The organism is Kocuria sp. cx-455 (assembly GCF_057707085.1).
Genome location: NZ_JBYIPM010000005.1, coordinates 162,992 through 177,948, shown reverse-complemented (window position 1 = coordinate 177,948; position 14,957 = coordinate 162,992). Strand labels below are relative to the sequence as shown.

Here is a 14,957-nt window from a genome sequence, read left to right as displayed (position 1 = left end):
TAGGACACGCACGGGCGCGCACCACGCGGCCGGAACGAAACCCAATTTTAACATTTGGTCTTGTGTTGTGGACCACATTCGGTCAATCCGTGCATTACTTTTACTTTCATGTCACACTCATCCGCTTCCACCGGCACGGAGCCAGGCTCCGGAACCGGTGCCCCTGCCGGAACCCGCGCCGGAGAGCCCCTGGTCCGTTTGTCACACGTGGACAAGCATTTCGGCGATCTCCACGTGCTCAAGGACATCAACCTGGAGGTCTCCGCCGGCGAGGTGGTCATGGTCATTGGGCCTTCCGGTTCCGGTAAGTCCACCCTGTGCCGAGCCATCAACCGACTGGAAACCATTGACAGCGGTGAAATCACCGTGGACGGAAAGGCCCTCCCGAAAGAGGGCCGCGCGCTCGCGAAACTTCGGGCGGACGTGGGCATGGTGTTCCAGTCCTTCAACTTGTTCGCGCATAAATCCGTCCTGCAGAACGTCACGCTCGGCCCCATGCGTGTTCGCGGGGCCAGCAAGAAAAAGGCCGAGGAGCGGGCCCTGCAGCTGCTGAACCGGGTGGGTGTGGGCAATCAGGCGCACAAACTCCCCGCGCAGCTGTCCGGTGGTCAACAACAACGCGTGGCCATTGCCCGCGCCTTGGCCATGGACCCCAAGGTCATGTTGTTCGACGAACCGACCTCCGCGTTGGATCCCGAGATGATCAACGAGGTCCTGGACACCATGGTCTCCCTCGCCAAGGCGGGCATGACCATGGTCGTGGTCACCCACGAAATGGGCTTTGCCCGCCGTGCGGCGGACCGTGTCGTGTTCATGGCGGACGGCGCGATCGTCGAAGAAAACACCCCGGAAGAATTTTTCACCAATCCGCGCAGTGACCGCGCCAAGGACTTCCTCGGCAAGGTTCTGGGCCATTGAGGTCCCGGCACCATGATCATCGCGCAGTCTCACCCATCACCTAAGGAGCACCCGTGAAGTACGGAAAACCAATGACCCTCGCGGCCCTGGCCGCAACCACCGCCCTGACCCTGACCGCGTGCGGCGGCAATGACGACGGCGGCGAATCCTCCGGCGGCGACGGTGGAGATTCGGTACGCATCGGCATCAAGTACGACCAGCCCGGCCTGGGATTCAAGGACGGCGAGGAATACACCGGTTTCGACGTGGACGTAGCCAAGTACGTCGCCAATGAACTGGGTTACTCCGAGGATCAGATCGAATGGGTCGAGTCCCCGTCCGCCAACCGCGAGAACATGCTCTCCAACGGTCAGGTCGACATGATCTTCGCGACCTACTCCATCACCGATCAACGCAAGGAATCCGTGGGTTTCGCCGGGCCGTACTTCGTGGCCGGTCAGGATCTGCTGGTCAGCAAGGACAACACGGACATCAAGGGCCCGGAGGATCTCGAGGGGAAGAACCTCTGTTCCGTCACCGGTTCCACCTCCGCCCAGAAGATCAAGGACGAGTACGCGGGCACCGTGAACCTCGTGGAGCAGGGTGGCTACGCGGACTGTGTGACCATGTTGGGCTCCGGCGGTGTTGACGCCGTGACCACCGATGACATCATCCTGGCCGGCCTCGCCGCCACGGACGCCAACTCCGGCAAGTTCAAGGTGGTCGGCAACCCGTTCACCGAGGAGAAGTACGGCGTGGGCATCCCCAAGGATTCGGACAGGTGCCAGGCCATCAATGACGCCATCACCAAGATGATCGACGACGGCGCATGGGAAGACGCCGTCACCAAGAACACGGAGGGTGCGGACTACAAGTACAACGAGGACTTGAACCCGCCCACTCCCGACGCCTGCGCCTGATTGATTAGCTAACCCGCACCCGGTGGGATTTCTCGCGAATCCCACCGGGTACAACGGGAGGAAAACGTGTCCGATTACCTCAGTGACTTCGCCTCACTGTTTTCCCAGTACGACGTGCTGGGTGCTTTCTGGGTCAATATCCAACTGACGTTCTGGGCCGCGATCGGTTCCATGGTGCTCGGCAGCGTCCTGGCACTCATGCGCATCAGCCCGGCGGCCTCCATGCGCGCCGTGGGTGCCGGCTACGTGACCTTGATCCGCAACACTCCGCTGACCATCATCCTGGTGTTCCTGGTCCTGGGTGTGTGGTCGCAGCTGACCATCAGTTTCAGCGACGACTTCAACCGCAACTTCTTCGTCTACGCGGTGATCGGGCTGAGCATCTACCACGCGGCGTTCGTGTGCGAGGCCATCCGATCCGGTGTGAACACCGTTCCCGCGGGCCAAGCGGAAGCGGCACGGGCCATTGGCCTGAGCTTCCTCCCGGCGGCCCGCCTGATCATTTTTCCCCAGGCCCTGCGCGGGGCCATCACGCCGCTGGGTAACACGTTGATCGCGTTGACCAAGAACACCACGGTGGCCGCCGCGGCATCCGTCACGGAGATCTCGGCCCTGATGAAGACCATGATCGAGTTCCGCCCTGACGTCATCATTGCGGTGTTCCTGACGGTGGCGCTGGGCTTTGTGATCATCGTGATTCCCGTGGGTCTGTTGACCACGTGGCTGTCCCAGAAGTTGGCGGTGAGGCGATGAGCACCTCGGTACTTTTTGACGTCCAGGGCCCCCGGGCCAAACGGGTCACCATGATCCTCAACGTGGTGGCCGTGCTCCTGGTGGCCGCCCTGGCCTGGGTGGTGCTGCAGAAACTGGGCGAGCAGGGCCAACTGGAGCCGGCCAAGTGGAGCGCATTGTTCACCGAACGCACGTGGGGCAACTTCCTGATCCCCGGCCTGGTGAGCACGCTCCAGGCGGCCGCCCTGGCCGTGGTGGGTTCCGTGCTCTTCGGCCTCCTTTTCGGTCTGGGGCGGCTGTCCGGCCTGTGGATCCTGCGCGCGGTCTGCACAGTGGTGGTGGAATTCTTCCGCGCGGTGCCGGTGCTGGTCATGATGATCTTCTTCTACCTGGGACTGGCACGCACGGGTCTGGTCCAGCCCTCGGAGACTCCGTTCTGGGCGGTGATCATCGCCCTGATCCTGTACAACGGGTCGGTCATTGCCGAGCTCGTCCGCTCCGGTGTGTACCAGCTACCCAAGGGTCAGCGGGAAGCGGGGCTGGCCGTGGGACTCACCCCGTCCCAAACGCTGCGCAGCATCTTGCTGCCTCAAGCCCTGACGGCCATGTTGCCCTCTCTCGTCTCCCAGTTCGTGGTGATCCTCAAGGACACCGCGCTCGGGTACATCATCACCTACCCCGAGCTGCTCGCCTCGGCCCGACGTTTGGGTTCCGGTGACGGCAACATTCTGCAGACCCTGCTGCTGGCGGCCGTGGTGTTCATGGTCATCAATTCGGTGCTCACGTTCAGCGCGGGCAGGCTCTCCCGGCTGCTCAGCTATCGCACCTCCGGCAAGACCAAACCCCTCCATGAGGCCGCGGAGGGTGGCAAGACCGGCTGAGTCAACCCGGCGGCGCTAGGACAGCCACTGCGCGAGCGCGCGGTAGCATTCGCGGACGGCGTCATCGAAGACATGCTCGTCATCGGTGTGGGCGAGCAGGGCGTCTCCGGGACCGAAATTCACGGCGGGCACCCCGGCTTCCGAGAAGCGGGCCACGTCCGTCCAGCCGTACTTGGGCATCGGTTCCTGGCCCACGGCGGCCACGAACTGCGCCGCCGCGGGCCGGTCCAGGCCGGGCCGCGCCGCCGGAGACAGATCCTGGAAGTCCAGATCGTAACCGTCGAAGACCTCGCGCACGTGCTCCTGCGCCTGCTGCAAGGACTTGTCCGGGGCAAAGCGGTAGTTGATGTCCACCCACGCGCTGTCCGGGATCACATTGCCGGCCACTCCCCCGCCGATCCGGATCGCGTTGAGACCCTCCCGGTAGTCCAACCCCTCCACGGTGATGGTCCGGGGCTCGTAGGCCGAAAGCCGCGCGAGGACATCGGCCTGCTTGTGGATCGCGTTCTCGCCGATCCACGCGCGGCCCGAGTGCGCGGCCTTGCCGGTCGCGGTGATGCGGAAACGCATGGTGCCGTTGCAGCCGCCCTCCACCGTGCCGTTGGTCGGTTCCAGCAGCACCGCGAAGTCCGCTTCGAGCAGTTCGGGGCTGTTTCGCATCAGGCGCCCCAGCCCGCTCGCGTCGCTGGCGACTTCTTCGTGGTCGTAAAAGACAAAGGTGATGTCCCGGTTGGGTTCGGCCAACGCGTGGGCCAGGGCCAGCTGCACGGCCACCCCGCCCTTCATATCGGTAGTGCCGCGGCCGTAGATGACATCCCGTCCGGATTCCCGACGTCGCACGGACGGTACCGTGCCCAGGGAACCTTCCACGGTGGGCAGGGGCACGGTGTCCAGGTGCCCGGCCAGCACCACACGCTCGTCGTGACCGAGGTTCGTGCGGGCCACGATGGAATCCCCGTCGCGGTGCACGTCCAGGTGCGGCAACTGACGCAGAGCGGTTTCCACGGCGTCCGCGAGGGGGCCCTCGTGATCGGACACCGATTCCACGTCCACGAGGGTCGCGGTGAGATCCGCCGGGTCCAGAGAGAGGTCGAGTGCAACGGGTGATGTGGTGGAGTCCATGCGGGCCAGCCTAGTCACCTTCGCGTCACACGGTGGCGAACATCCTAGGATGGTGCTCATGACTTCACCGAGCGAGAGCACCGAATCATCCCGCACAGCCTCAGGCGTAGGCCTGGCCACCGTAGTGGATTCCGGCCCCAAGGCCGGCACCGTCCTGGACGTCTTCTACCCGGCTCCCGCGCTGAGCCCCCACGCCGACAGCTCCTTCGAGGCCGACCTGCGCGTGGCCGCGACCACTGATCCCGATCGCAATGTACGTTCCGAGATCGTCACCACCGTGATCGATCTCGACGCGGCCCCGGCCGACACCGCGGACGCTTACCTTCGCCTGCACCTTCTGTCCCACCGGTTAGCCGAACCCAACACCATCAACATGGACGGCGTATTCGGTCAGCTGGCCAACGTGGCCTGGACCGACCGAGGCCCGGTGCTGGCCGAGGAGCTGACCACCGCCCTGGTGCGCCTACGCGCCGGCGGGCATGTAACCGTGTTCGGCGTGGACAAGTTCCCCCGCATGGTGGACTACGTGGTTCCCTCCGGCGTCCGCATCGGCGACGCGGACCGCGTGCGCCTGGGCGCGTATCTCGGGGAGGGCACCACCGTGATGCATGAGGGGTTCGTGAACTTCAACGCGGGCACGCTGGGCTCCGCAATGGTCGAGGGCCGGATTTCCGCCGGTGTCGTGGTTCACGACCACACCGACATCGGTGGCGGCGCCTCCATCATGGGTACCCTGTCCGGTGGCGGCAAGCAGCGCATCACGCTGGGGCAGCGCTGCCTCTTGGGCGCCAACGCCGGTGTGGGCATCTCCCTGGGCGACGACTGTGTAGTCGAGGCAGGCCTGTACGTCACGGCCGGTACTCGCGTGACCCTGCTGGAGGCCCGAGCCGATTCCCGCGTGGTCAAGGCCTCGGAACTGTCGGGGATCTCCAACTTGCTCTTCCGCCGGAACTCGACCAACGGTGCGGTAGAAGCACTGCCCCGTGAGGGTGGGGCCATTGAGCTCAACCCCGCCCTGCACGCCAACTGAGAACACCGCATGAAGCCGCTGAGCCCGCGCACCTCCGAGCGAGGTGCGCGGGCTCAGCGCTAGACTCGACTCTTCAGTTGCCTACTCCGGGGAATCATGTCTTCCACGTCGTCCGGTCGTCGCCGCCATGCCGCGCTTCACTTGTTCTTGATCATTGTGCTGATCTGCGCTGTCATCGCGGCTGCCCTGTACGTGGGTTTCAGCCTGGTCGCCGGTAAACCCACCGTCGGCGACCCACGTTGCACAGTGGTTTCCGCTCAGGGGACCACATACACGTTCACTCCGGAACAAACCCGCAACGCCTCGATCGTGTCCGCGGAGGCCCTGGCGCGCGGCCTGGATCAGCGCGCCTCCGTGATCGCCCTGGCCACCGCCCAACAGGAATCGGAGCTGCGCAACATCGACTACGGTGACCGGGATTCCGTGGGGCTCTTCCAGCAGCGACCCTCACAGGGGTGGGGCACCGCCGAGGAAATCATGGACCCCCACTACGCCACGGTGGCCTTCTACAACCACTTGGAGCACGTGGACTACCACTCGATGTCCGTGACGCAGGCGGCGCAGGCAGTCCAACAGTCCGGAGTTCCGGACGCCTACGCCAAGCACGAGGACAGCTCCGCGGCGCTGACGGACGCGTTCCACGGGGCTCAGCCGGCGATGCTCAACTGCGTGCTGGACCCCGTGGACGCATCGCCCTCGACGTCGGAGGGCTCCGCTTCCCCCGCCGCGCGCGCAGATGAGGCCGTGGTTGGTTTGACACGGGACTACGGCGACACGCTGGGTGGGGTGCGCACGGAGGGTGAGAGCGCCGTCGTCGAGCCCGATGATTCCGAGAGCGGCTGGGCCGCCGCCCACTGGGCCGTGGCCAATGCCGAACGCTTGGGGATCACACGCGTGAGCTACGACGGACGGACCTGGGATCGCGGCCACCAGACATCCACGCGGTTCTCCCCAGTGCCCGGGTGGGAGTCCGCGGAGGAGCTGACCCCGGAGGGCCAGGCGGCACCGCCGTCCCCACAGGTGGTCATCAGCACCGCCACGAGCCAGGATCCAGCGTGAACTGATTAAGCTGGTGCCCATGAAGATTCTCGTGACCGGTGGAACCGGCTATATCGGCTCGCACACAGTTCTGGCATTGCTCGAGGCGGGCCACAGCGTGGTGGTGTTGGACAACCTTTCCAACTCGTCCAAGACCTCCCTGGAACGGGTTCAGGAATTGGCCGGCCGCGAGATCACCGCGTTCGAAGAGGTCGACCTGCTGGACCGCGCGGAGCTCGACGACGTGTTCTCGCGCCACCGCCCAGAGGCCGTGATCCACTTTGCCGGCCTCAAAGCCGTGGGAGAATCCAGTGAGAAGCCCCTGTGGTACTACACGAACAATGTCTCCGGCACCGTGAACCTGCTGTGGGCCATGGAGGGCAACGATTGCCGCACCATCGTGTTCTCGTCCTCGGCCACCGTGTACGGCGCGCCCGACACCATGCCGTTGACCGAGAAACAGACCATGGACGCGCAGAACCCGTACGGGCGCACCAAGGAACACATCGAGGACATGCTCGCGGACCTCGCCGCGTCCGATGACCGCTGGGCCGTTGCGTTGCTGCGTTACTTCAACCCGGTGGGCGCCCACGAATCCGGGCGGATCGGCGAGGATCCCTCCGGCATCCCCAATAATCTGATGCCCTTCGTGGCGCAGGTTGCCGTGGGTCGCCGCGAGAAGCTCATGGTCTTCGGCGACGACTACCCCACCCCGGACGGCACCGGGGTGCGCGACTACATTCACGTGGTGGACCTGGCCGACGGTCACCTCAGGGCTCTGGATCGGATCAGTCAGGACCCCGGTGTCCACGTGTGGAACCTCGGTACCGGCCGCGGTTACTCCGTGCTCGAGGTCCGGGACGCGTTCCACAAGGCATCGGGCCGCGAGATCCCATACGAGATCGCCCCTCGCCGCGCCGGCGACGCCGCCGTGTCCTACGCCGACCCCTCCGCCGCCCTCGCCGAGCTGGGCTGGTCCGGGGACCGCGACATGGACACCATGTGCCGCGACCATTGGAACTGGCAGAAAAACAATCCCCACGGGTACGACGGCTGATCTTTCCGCCGGTCCGCCCCGGGCGTAGCCTGGGGGCATGAGACCGCTCAGGTACTCCATCAACGTCACCCTCGACGGCTGTGTCGATCACCGTGAGGGGATAGCGGACGAGGAACTGCATCGGCGCGCCGCAGAGACCGTTGCGCGTGCCGATGCGCTGATCTTCGGCAGGGTGACCTACGGCATGATGGAGGAGGCCTGGCGCCGGGATCCGGTCACGGGCGCATGGCCCGAGTGGCTGGAGCCGTGGATGGAGCCGTGGGCACGAACAATTGACGCCGCCAAGAAGTACGTGGTTTCGAGCACCCTGAAGAACCTCGACTGGAACGCGGAATTTCTGCGCGGTGATCCGGGTGAGGCCGTCCGAGCCCTCAAGGAAGAACCCGGCGAGGGTCTGTACGTGGGTGGTGTCACGTTGCCGCTGTACTTGGCGGATCTCGGATTAATCGATGAGTACGAGTTCGTGGTGCACCCGCGCGTGGCCGGCCACGGGCCCACGTTGTTCGCGGGCCTGTCGAAACCTCTGGATCTGCGCCTCATTGACCGCGTGGAATACGGTTCCGGTGCGGTCGCATTGCGCTACGTGCCACGGTAAGACCCTCGCGTGCGCCTCATGCGCCGCGAGAACCCTTTTCCATCCCGCCAAGGGTCCTCACGGCACCTCGAGTGTGGCCCACGGTCCTGGTGTCCCCTCCCATGCGGGCCGCCGCCCAAGATGACAGGCGGCGCCGTTGTACCCCGCTAAGAACCTCAATAGAACACCCCGCCACCGACCGGAGTCGATGACGGGGTGTTGTGCTGAGCCGTGAGGCTTACTTCGAGGTCGGGTAGTGACGCTCTCCTTCGCCCACGTACAGCTGGCGCGGGCGACCGATCTTGGTCTCCGGGTCCTCGATCATTTCCCGCCACTGGGCGATCCAACCCGGCAGCCGACCAATGGCGAACAGTACGGTGAACATTTTCTCGGGGAAGCCCATGGCCTTGTAAATCAGCCCGGTGTAGAAGTCCACGTTCGGGTAGAGCTTGCGCTCCACGAAGTAGTCGTCCGCGAGGGCCTTCTCCTCCATGCTCATCGCGAGGTCCAACATCTCGTTGTTACCACCCAGCTTGGCCAGCACATCGTGGGCGTAGCCCTTGATGATCTTCGCGCGCGGGTCGTAGTTCTTGTAGACGCGGTGCCCGAAGCCCATGAGGCGCACGCCGTCTTCTTTGTTCTTGACCTTTTCCATGAACTCGTCCGCGGACAGCCCGCGGTTCTGGATCTGATCGAGCATGTGCAGCACGGATTCGTTGGCGCCGCCGTGCAGTGGGCCGTAGAGGGCGTTGATGCCGGCAGAGACGGAAGCGAACATGTTGGCGTGGGAGGAGCCCACCAGGCGCACGGTGGAGGTGGAGCAGTTCTGCTCATGGTCAGCGTGCAGCATCAGCAGGATGTCCAGGGTCTTGGCGACCACCGGGTCAACCTCGTACTCCTCGGCGGGCACCCCGAAGCACATGCGCAGGAAGTTCTCCGCGTAGTTCAGCTTGTTCTGGGGGTAGAGCTGCGGCTCACCCATGGACTTCTTGAACGCGTACGCGGCCAGCGTGGGGACCTTGGCGAGCAGGCGGATAGTGGAGATCTCCACCTGTTCCTTGTCGAACGGGTCCAGGGAGTCCGAGTAGAACGTGGACAGCGCGGACACGGCCGAGGACAGCACGGGCATGGGGTGCGCGGAGCGTGGGAATCCGTTGAAGAACATCTTGATGTCCTCGTGCACCATGGTGTGCGTGGTGATGCGGTGCGCGAATTCCTCGTACTGCTCGCGCGTGGGCAACTCACCGTAGATCAACAGGTAGGTGGTCTCCACAAAGTTGGAGTGCTCCGCCAATTCCTCGATGGGGTAACCGCGGTAACGGAGAATGCCGTTGTCACCGTCGATATAGGTGATGTGAGACCTGGTGTTGGCAGTATTCATGAAGCCGGGATCGTAGGTCACGTTGCCCGTTTCCTTGAGCAACGAACCCAGGCCGTAGCCCTGGTTGCCTTCGGTGACCTCCAGAACGGGCAGCTCCATGGCCTTGCCGTCCTGATAGTTCAGTTCAACCTTCTGAGCGTTCTTCTTGGCCTCTGCCATGGTGTTGTCCTCCACGGTTTGCTCGGGGTGCCCGGACAGCGGTTCGCGCTCCCGGCCAGGGCAACAACCGCGTTGCCATGACTGTCACGCCCATACTGGGACACAGTTTGATCATCATCTAACCTACCCCGTGGCGTAGCGTAGGTTCCACTCATGTGAAGCGCGGTGAGCGTGGTTACACGGCCTCGCGCAGGCGCGCAACGGCAGCGTCGATTCGCTCGTCACTGGCTGTCATGGCCAGCCGAACGTAACCATTTCCCGCCTCCCCGTAGAACGTCCCGGGGCCCACCACAATGCCCAGTTCGGCAAAGCGCCCCACGGTGTCCCAGGTGTCCTCGCCGGCGGTGGCCCACAGGTACAGGCCCGCCACCGAGTGCTCGATCCGCAGCCCGAAAGCTTCCACGGCGGGCAGCAGCTTGGCGCGGCGTTCCCGGTAGAGTGCCTTCTGAGCGGCCACATGGGCGTCATCGGCGAGGGCCACGCGCATGGCTTCCTGCACGGGGTAGGGCACGATCATGCCCGCGTGTTTGCGCGAGTTGATCAGCAACGGCATCAGGTCCGGGTCACCGGCCAGGAAGGCGGCGCGGTAACCGGCCAGGTTGGACTGCTTGGACATCGAGTACGCGCTCAGCACGAGTGAAAGGTCTCCCCCGGTCACCCGCTCGTCCAGCACGGACGGCACGGGCTCACCACCCTCGGCCACGTCCCAGTCGCCCCAGCCCAGTTCCGCATAGCATTCGTCGGAGACGACCACCGCACCCTGCGCGCGCGCCTGGTCCACGATCTTCTTGAGACCGGCGGCATCACGCACGATGCCCGTGGGGTTGCCCGGCGAGTTGACCCACACCATCCGCACGCGCGAACGCACCTGGGGGTCCAGGTCGTCGAGGTCATCTGCGGGCACCGCCTCGGCACCGGCCAGCTGGGCCCCGATGTCATAGGTCGGGTACGCAACGGTGGGGCGCGCGACGACGTCCCCGGGACCCAGTCCCAGCAGCAGCGGCAGCCACGCGACCAGTTCCTTGGAGCCAACGGTGGGCATCACGGCGGCCGGGTCCAGATGGGTGACGCCGCGGCGTCGCGCGTACCAGTCCGCAATCGCCTCGCGCAGCGCGGGCGTTCCCTGCGTGGTGGGGTAACCGGGAGCATCCGAAGCGGCCGCGAGCGCATCCTGAATCACGAGCGGCGTGGGATCCACGGGCGTGCCGATGGACAGGTCCACCGTGCCGCCCGCGTGCTCAGCCGCGCGCTGGCGATAGGGCGCAAGCGAGTTCCACGGGTAGTCCGGCAGGTCGAGTCCGAAACCGCGCAGCTCAGTCACGATCAATCCTGATTCTGCGGGGGAAGTTCGGCGATGATCGGGTGGTCCTTGTGGGTGTTACCCAGTTTCGCGGCACCGCCCGGGGAACCGAGATCGTCGAAGAACTCCACATTGGCCTTGTAGTACTCGGCCCATTCCTCCGGGGTGTCGTCCTCGTAGTAGATGGCTTCCACGGGGCACACCGGTTCGCACGCACCGCAGTCGACGCACTCGTCCGGGTGGATGTACAGGGAACGTTCGCCCTCGTAGATGCAGTCCACGGGACATTCTTCAACGCATGCCTTGTCCTTGACGTCCACACAAGGCTGGGCGATCACGTATGTCACGGTAAACGTACCTTTCCTGGTTCGAGGGGATCAGCCAACAGTCTAACCGCGCGGTCAGCCACGTGCTTGTCGGCGGAGTTTGGTGATGTAGCGGCCCGTAACAATCACCGCGGCCATCACGGCCACGAAGATGACGGCGAACCACGCGTAGCCGACCATTCCGATGGGCGCCTCCCACGAGGTGACTACCAGGGCCGAGCCGTTCTTGAGGTAGGCGAAGGCCCATGAGAGCACGTAGCTGAGCAGTCCGGGGACCGCGGCGGCCCACACCCGGCGAGTCGCCGTACCGCACCATACGCTGGCGAACCACACGAGCGCCCCGGAGAACAGCAGTCCCCACGGCAGCCACACGGACTCGCTGAGATACCAGATGTTCGCGTGCATCACGGCGGCCACGGAGCCGATCAGCAGCCCGGTGATCACGGTGGTCACCACCGCGGAGAGGGTGCTAGGGGGCGCCGACGCCGCTGTGGTCGAGGTGATCTCGCCCGGCTCGGCGGGTTCGTCGGTCACGCTCTCGGTTTCGGGGCCGTTGTGCCACGGGGCCGGGTTCACGGGTGTCCGTGCGGTGCGGCTCATGCGGGGCCACCGCCGAACAACTCACCACGGAGCAAACGGTAGTGCTCGGTGGCCGTCAGCGCTTGCGGAACGCCGTTGGACAGTTCAAAAGTGCCCGGTTCGTGGCCCGGCAGAACAATCTGCGTGGCGTGGGCGGCCATGGCCGCGCGCTTGGCCCCCGGGTGGCCGTTGATCACGGCCTGCTGTCGCTGATCCGCGGGGTCGGATTCGCCCTCGGTGCCCCACACCAGCGGCACGTCCCAGGCTGGTGCGCCGTGGGCGGGCGTCATGGCCTGGGTGATGCCGAGCAGCGTGGCATGATGGGTTCGCACGTGATCCGGGTGACCGTAACCCCCGTCATCGCAGTAGGTGACCACCGCGTGCGGCCGGACTGCGCGGATGGCCGCGGCCACATGCGCGGCCGTTTCGTCCTCGGTGGCCGAGGTGAGGGCAGCCGGGGACACGTCCTCGGCGGGCTGCGCCCGGCCGTTGTCACCCCAGCTCATCCCCGAATCCAGGTATCGACCCAGCCCGTTGGCGAATCCCACGGACTCATCGACAGCGGGGGCCTCCCCGGCGAAAAAGCGGTCGGTCAGACCGAGTGCCGCGGCGGCGTCGTCGAGCTCGCCCACGCGATACAGGCCCAGAGCGGTGCCGTCGGTGTCCGGGCAGCCGGGCTGACCCACCTCGAGGTGACGCAGCGGCTCAGGAATGACCTCACCGCGTTCGCCGCGGGTCATGGTGAGGAGCACGTTGGCGGCACCGGCGCGAGCGTAGTGCGTGATGGAGCCGCCCGTGGCAATGGACTCGTCATCCGGGTGGGCGTGAACCCACAGGATCCGCGCGTCCCCCGGGGCACGGCCCACGGGCAGTAGCGAGTGCACTGCGCCCTCGGTGACCGTGCCCGCTCCGGGGTATCGCGGTGTGCTCATAATCAGGCGCGAGCCCGCTGACGAGCGGCCTTCACGCGGTCATTGGCTTCCAGGACGACCTTGCGGATACGGATGGCTTCCGGGGTGACCTCCACGCACTCGTCCTCGCGAGCGAACTCAAGGCATTCCTCGAGGGTGAGCTTGCGCGGCGGTGTGAGGTGCTCAAAGCTGTCCGAGGTGGAGGAGCGCATGTTGGTGAGCTTCTTCTCCTTGGTGATGTTCACGTCCATGTCATCCGCGCGGGAGTTCTCACCCACGATCATGCCCTCGTAGACCTCGGAGGTGGGCTCCACGAAGAAGGAACCGCGCTCCTGCAGGTTGATCATGGCGAACGGGGTAACCACACCGGCACGGTCCGCGATGAGCGAGCCGTTGGTGCGGTACTCGATGTCGCCGGCCCACGGCTCGTAGCCGTCGGAGTACGACGCCGCGATGCCGGCACCTCGGGTCTCGGTCAGGAACCGCGTGCGGAACCCGATCAGCCCGCGCGAGGGGACCTTGAACTCCATGCGCACCCAGCCGGTGCCGTGGTTGACCATGCCCTCCATGCGGCCCTTACGTGCGGCCATGAGCTGGGTGATGGCACCGAGGAACTCGTCCGGAGCGTCAATGGTCATGCGCTCGTACGGCTCATGCACCTTGCCGTCGACGGTTTTGGTGACCACCTGGGGCTTACCCGCGGTGATCTCGAAGCCTTCGCGGCGCATCTGCTCCACCAGGATGGCCAGCGCCAGCTCGCCACGGCCCTGCACTTCCCAGGCGTCGGGACGCTGCGTGGGCAGGACCTTGAGGGAGACGTTACCGATGAGCTCCTTGTCCAGGCGATCCTTCACCTGGCGGGCGGTCACCTTGGCACCCTTGACGCGGCCGGCCAACGGGGAGGTGTTGATGCCGATGGTCATGGAGATCGCAGGATCGTCCACGGTGATCAGCGGGAGCGGCTGCGGGTTGTCCGGGTCGGTCAGGGTCTCACCAATGGTGATGTCCTCAATGCCGGCAACGGCCACGATCTCACCGGGACCGGCCTGCTCCGCGGGAACACGGTCCAGGCCCTTGGTGGCCAGCAACTCGGAAATTCGCACGTTCTTGAGCTGCCCGTCCTGACGAGCCCAGGCAACGGTCTGACCCTTCTTGAGGGTGCCGTTGAAAATACGCAGCAGAGCCAACCGACCCAGGAACGGGGAGGCGTCCAGGTTGGTCACGTGGGCCTGCAGCACACCGCCCTCTTCGTAGGAAGGCGCGGGGATGTGCTCGATGATGGTCTTGAACAGCGGCTCGAGGTCCTCGTTGTCCGGAAGCTCGCCGTCGCCGGGTTGTTCGGTGGAGGCGCGACCGGCCTTACCGGAGGCGTACACCACGGGGACGTCCAGAACGGCGTCCAAATCCATTTCGGGGTAGTCCTCGGAAATGTCGGAGGCCAGGCCGAGCAGCAGGTCCATGGTGTCCGAGACCACTTCTTCGATGCGCGCGTCCGGGCGGTCCACCTTGTTGACCACGAGGATCACGGGCAGCTTGGCCTCCAGGGCCTTACGCAGCACGAACCGGGTCTGGGGCAGGGGGCCCTCGGACGCATCGACCAGGAGCACCACGCCGTCCACCATGGACAGGCCGCGCTCCACCTCACCACCGAAGTCCGCGTGGCCCGGGGTGTCGATCACGTTGATGGTGATGGTCTCGCCGTTGGCCGAGGGTCCGTCGTAGAACACGGTGGTGTTCTTCGCAAGGATGGTGATGCCCTTCTCCCGCTCCAGGTCGCCCGAGTCCATGACTCGTTCTTCGACCTCTCCGTGTGAGGAGAAAGCGTGCGTCTGCTGGAGCATGGCATCGACAATGGTGGTCTTGCCGTGGTCAACGTGGGCAACAATTGCCACGTTACGCAGATCGGCGCGCTGGGCGGTGGTTTCAGACATACGCAAGTCTCTCTTCATGAATCGAGGTAGAGGGGAATCTCGTCAATTCTACTCTTCCTCATGCGCCTGCTCGTCCACACGTGACTCATCACTCATTTCCAGCTGGTTCCGCGGCCTGG

General features: G+C 65.1%; 15 protein-coding genes. 8 read left to right on the top strand and 7 right to left on the bottom strand.

Annotated features, from left to right (window positions below):
• Window positions 1-108 precede the first annotated feature (108 nt).
• The 4 genes from AC3ENJ_RS09245 to AC3ENJ_RS09230 all read left to right on the top strand — a co-directional run bounded on the left by AC3ENJ_RS09245 (window position 109) and on the right by AC3ENJ_RS09230 (window position 3,430).
• A complete protein-coding gene (locus tag AC3ENJ_RS09245; protein WP_431813816.1) occupies window positions 109-918 on the top strand; it encodes an amino acid ABC transporter ATP-binding protein in 810 nt (269 codons plus the stop codon).
• Window positions 919-971: 53 nt separating this feature from the next.
• Window positions 972-1,817, top strand: a complete 846-nt coding sequence (locus AC3ENJ_RS09240) for a glutamate ABC transporter substrate-binding protein (protein WP_431813815.1) — start codon at window positions 972-974, stop codon at window positions 1,815-1,817.
• 66 nt (window positions 1,818-1,883) lie between these two features.
• The gene (locus AC3ENJ_RS09235; protein WP_190780016.1) at window positions 1,884-2,570 is read left to right on the top strand and encodes an amino acid ABC transporter permease; all 687 of its coding nucleotides are present in this window, start codon (window positions 1,884-1,886) and stop codon (window positions 2,568-2,570) included.
• Window positions 2,567-3,430: an amino acid ABC transporter permease gene (locus tag AC3ENJ_RS09230; protein ID WP_223841855.1), complete on the top strand. Its 864-nt coding sequence runs from the start codon at window positions 2,567-2,569 to the stop codon at window positions 3,428-3,430. Before AC3ENJ_RS09235 ends, AC3ENJ_RS09230 begins: the two co-directional genes overlap by 4 nt.
• 15 nt (window positions 3,431-3,445) lie before the next feature.
• Here AC3ENJ_RS09230 and dapE read toward each other — a convergent pair whose 3' ends face one another.
• Window positions 3,446-4,552 (bottom strand): succinyl-diaminopimelate desuccinylase, encoded by a 1,107-nt coding sequence (gene dapE / locus AC3ENJ_RS09225; protein ID WP_431813814.1) that lies wholly within the window; start codon window positions 4,550-4,552, stop codon window positions 3,446-3,448.
• A 58-nt stretch (window positions 4,553-4,610) separates the two neighbouring features.
• Here dapE and dapD point away from each other — a divergent pair, with 58 nt between their 5' ends.
• The 4 genes from dapD (at window position 4,611) to AC3ENJ_RS09205 (ending at window position 8,272) form a co-directional block, all read left to right on the top strand.
• A complete protein-coding gene (dapD, locus tag AC3ENJ_RS09220) occupies window positions 4,611-5,582 on the top strand; it encodes a 2,3,4,5-tetrahydropyridine-2,6-dicarboxylate N-succinyltransferase (RefSeq protein WP_190780013.1) in 972 nt (323 codons plus the stop codon).
• 96 nt (window positions 5,583-5,678) lie between these two features.
• Window positions 5,679-6,641 carry a hypothetical protein gene (locus AC3ENJ_RS09215; protein ID WP_431813813.1) on the top strand — a complete coding sequence of 321 codons (963 nt, stop codon included), beginning with the start codon at window positions 5,679-5,681 and terminating at the stop codon, window positions 6,639-6,641.
• A gap of 19 nt (window positions 6,642-6,660) precedes the next feature.
• Window positions 6,661-7,677: a UDP-glucose 4-epimerase GalE gene (galE, locus tag AC3ENJ_RS09210; RefSeq protein ID WP_431813812.1), complete on the top strand. Its 1,017-nt coding sequence runs from the start codon at window positions 6,661-6,663 to the stop codon at window positions 7,675-7,677.
• A gap of 37 nt (window positions 7,678-7,714) precedes the next feature.
• Window positions 7,715-8,272, top strand: a complete 558-nt coding sequence (locus tag AC3ENJ_RS09205; RefSeq protein WP_190807027.1) for a dihydrofolate reductase family protein — start codon at window positions 7,715-7,717, stop codon at window positions 8,270-8,272.
• A 217-nt stretch (window positions 8,273-8,489) separates the two neighbouring features.
• Here AC3ENJ_RS09205 and AC3ENJ_RS09200 read toward each other — a convergent pair whose 3' ends face one another.
• The 6 genes from AC3ENJ_RS09200 to typA all read right to left on the bottom strand — a co-directional run bounded on the left by AC3ENJ_RS09200 (window position 8,490) and on the right by typA (window position 14,838).
• Window positions 8,490-9,791 (bottom strand): citrate synthase, encoded by a 1,302-nt coding sequence (locus AC3ENJ_RS09200; protein WP_431813811.1) that lies wholly within the window; start codon window positions 9,789-9,791, stop codon window positions 8,490-8,492.
• A gap of 175 nt (window positions 9,792-9,966) precedes the next feature.
• A complete protein-coding gene (dapC, locus tag AC3ENJ_RS09195) occupies window positions 9,967-11,112 on the bottom strand; it encodes a succinyldiaminopimelate transaminase (protein ID WP_431813810.1) in 1,146 nt (381 codons plus the stop codon).
• Window positions 11,113-11,114: 2 nt separating this feature from the next.
• A complete protein-coding gene (gene fdxA / locus AC3ENJ_RS09190; RefSeq protein ID WP_190780008.1) occupies window positions 11,115-11,438 on the bottom strand; it encodes a ferredoxin in 324 nt (107 codons plus the stop codon).
• A gap of 54 nt (window positions 11,439-11,492) precedes the next feature.
• Window positions 11,493-12,017 (bottom strand): hypothetical protein, encoded by a 525-nt coding sequence (locus AC3ENJ_RS09185; RefSeq protein ID WP_190807026.1) that lies wholly within the window; start codon window positions 12,015-12,017, stop codon window positions 11,493-11,495.
• On the bottom strand, window positions 12,014-12,928 hold the full coding sequence (locus tag AC3ENJ_RS09180) for a PIG-L family deacetylase (RefSeq protein ID WP_431813809.1): 915 nt from the start codon (window positions 12,926-12,928) through the stop codon (window positions 12,014-12,016). Before AC3ENJ_RS09180 ends, AC3ENJ_RS09185 begins: the two co-directional genes overlap by 4 nt.
• Window positions 12,929-12,930: 2 nt before the next feature.
• Entirely contained in the window at window positions 12,931-14,838 is a 1,908-nt protein-coding gene (typA, locus tag AC3ENJ_RS09175; protein WP_190807024.1) for a translational GTPase TypA, read from the bottom strand.
• Window positions 14,839-14,957 lie beyond the last annotated feature (119 nt).

What these genes read in the sequence shown, in the direction of transcription:
- AC3ENJ_RS09245 (WP_431813816.1), top strand. Translation starts at nt 109, where the DNA reads ATGTCACACTCATCCGCTTCCACCGGCACGGAGCCAGGCTCCGGAACC.
- AC3ENJ_RS09230 (WP_223841855.1), top strand. Translation starts at nt 2,567, where the DNA reads ATGAGCACCTCGGTACTTTTTGACGTCCAGGGCCCCCGGGCCAAACGG.
- dapE (WP_431813814.1), bottom strand. Translation starts at nt 4,552, where the DNA reads ATGGACTCCACCACATCACCCGTTGCACTCGACCTCTCTCTGGACCCG.
- dapD (WP_190780013.1), top strand. Translation starts at nt 4,611, where the DNA reads ATGACTTCACCGAGCGAGAGCACCGAATCATCCCGCACAGCCTCAGGC.
- AC3ENJ_RS09215 (WP_431813813.1), top strand. Translation starts at nt 5,679, where the DNA reads ATGTCTTCCACGTCGTCCGGTCGTCGCCGCCATGCCGCGCTTCACTTG.
- galE (WP_431813812.1), top strand. Translation starts at nt 6,661, where the DNA reads ATGAAGATTCTCGTGACCGGTGGAACCGGCTATATCGGCTCGCACACA.
- AC3ENJ_RS09205 (WP_190807027.1), top strand. Translation starts at nt 7,715, where the DNA reads ATGAGACCGCTCAGGTACTCCATCAACGTCACCCTCGACGGCTGTGTC.
- AC3ENJ_RS09200 (WP_431813811.1), bottom strand. Translation starts at nt 9,791, where the DNA reads ATGGCAGAGGCCAAGAAGAACGCTCAGAAGGTTGAACTGAACTATCAG.
- AC3ENJ_RS09185 (WP_190807026.1), bottom strand. Translation starts at nt 12,017, where the DNA reads ATGAGCCGCACCGCACGGACACCCGTGAACCCGGCCCCGTGGCACAAC.
- AC3ENJ_RS09180 (WP_431813809.1), bottom strand. Translation starts at nt 12,928, where the DNA reads ATGAGCACACCGCGATACCCCGGAGCGGGCACGGTCACCGAGGGCGCA.
- typA (WP_190807024.1), bottom strand. Translation starts at nt 14,838, where the DNA reads ATGTCTGAAACCACCGCCCAGCGCGCCGATCTGCGTAACGTGGCAATT.